Source organism: Bacteroidota bacterium, from assembly GCA_034723125.1.
In the GTDB taxonomy this organism is placed as follows: Bacteria; Bacteroidota; Bacteroidia; order CAILMK01; family JAAYUY01; genus JAYEOP01.
In genome coordinates this window covers 1-1,533 of sequence record JAYEOP010000601.1, presented here as the reverse complement: position 1 = coordinate 1,533, position 1,533 = coordinate 1, and the positions used below count along the sequence as shown (strand labels likewise).

General features: G+C 33.3%; 2 protein-coding genes. Both read right to left on the bottom strand.

The annotated features are described in order from the left end of the window. Positions 1–129: 129 nt before the first annotated feature. Positions 130–732 carry a shikimate kinase gene (locus tag U9R42_14895; protein ID MEA3497312.1) on the bottom strand — a complete coding sequence of 201 codons (603 nt, stop codon included), beginning with the start codon at positions 730–732 and terminating at the stop codon, positions 130–132. A gap of 135 nt (positions 733–867) precedes the next feature. Beyond that, the coding region (locus tag U9R42_14890) for a glycerophosphodiester phosphodiesterase family protein (protein ID MEA3497311.1) at positions 868–1,533 on the bottom strand (666 nt) is incomplete at its 5' end.

The window sequence follows — 1,533 nt, the reverse complement described above, 5'->3', positions numbered from 1 at the left end:
CCAGCTTCATCAACTTTGAAAACTTTTTTACAATTTGGGCATATTATATCTTGCATAGTTTTTGATTTAAAAATTAAAATGTTTTAATATATCTGAAGTTTTGCGGAGATACGGAGCAAAAATTTGGGGCTATTTTTTTGTTCGTATTATATCATTCATAATCGCTAAAACTGTATCATCAACGGAACTTGCGTGAATAAAAACAACTTTATCAGCACTCTGAATATATTGTGGTATTAGATTTTGAATATATTGACGATATTGATCTGCATTACTAGAACCTGTTTCTCTTTTGCCATCGTTTTGTCTTGGCCATAATATGTCAACGACCTCGGTTATATCATCAGACGGGATCAAACAAATATTAAAAAGATGATCGTTGACTAAAGCCTTGTTCTCATTGATTAGCTTGGGATCACAACCTTCGTAAGTTGTATGTCCACCAAATGATAAAACATATTCTTGATTATCTTTTTGAAAAACTTCTTGAAAGCATAAATGTTGAATTTGCTTGAATTTCGGAAGCCCTTCATTATTGATAATCTCTTTTGTCGTTTTTACATTTGCTTTTTTGGCGATTAAATCATCAAGATCGTAAAAAGGTATGCTGAGTTTGCTTGCAATTATTTTTCCAATAGTTGATTTTCCTATTCCGGGAGGACCAGAAAAGCCGAGTGCACCACCCTTGTATGTTTTTGAACCTTTGATTTCAACTTTTTGCTTATATGTCATATTTTTATATTAGCATTTTATAATACGGAGCAAAAATTTAGGTGAAGGAATTTTTATTCCTTGCAACTATTATAGCGAAGAGTTCCTGAGCCACATATTCTCTGTTGAGTAATATAAAAAATAATTTTAAACTTTTTATTCCTTTATGAATAATTTAGGATAATCTGTCCCAATATCATCAACTCCCATTTCAGCTAATCTATCACCCAATTCTTTTTCATTAACTTGATAAGCATAAACGGTTTTTCCAAGACTGTGGGCTTTGTCAACAAATTCTTTGGTAACAAGTCCGGAATAGGGAGCGAAAAAATCCAAAGGGACACTTTCCATTAAATTCCATATTTCAGACATCACTTCTTCAGTTTTAAATAGTAACCCAACTTTTAAATCAGGGTTAAGTTGCTTGATCTCTTTGAGCAAATAATCTCGAAAAGAAGTGATGACTATTTGATTTTGGATATCATTTTTTTTAATAAGTTCATTAACTGGCCCTGGTGTTCCGTCGGCTTTTAATTCAATCTGTAAGTTAATTTTATTCTTGCATAGGTCGATCACCTCTTGAAGGGTGGGGATTTTTTCGCCTTTTTCATAGTCTAGCTTTTTTAAATCGGATAATGTCATCTCACTAACAAAACCCACACCATTGGTTAACCTTGAAACCTCATCATCATGAAAAACAACTATCTTCCCGTCTTTAGTTCTTTTAACATCTAACTCGGCACGATCACAACTAATGGTAATCGCCATTTGAAATGAGGTCAGGGTGTTTTCTGGAGCATAACCAGCAGCTCCTTTGTGTCC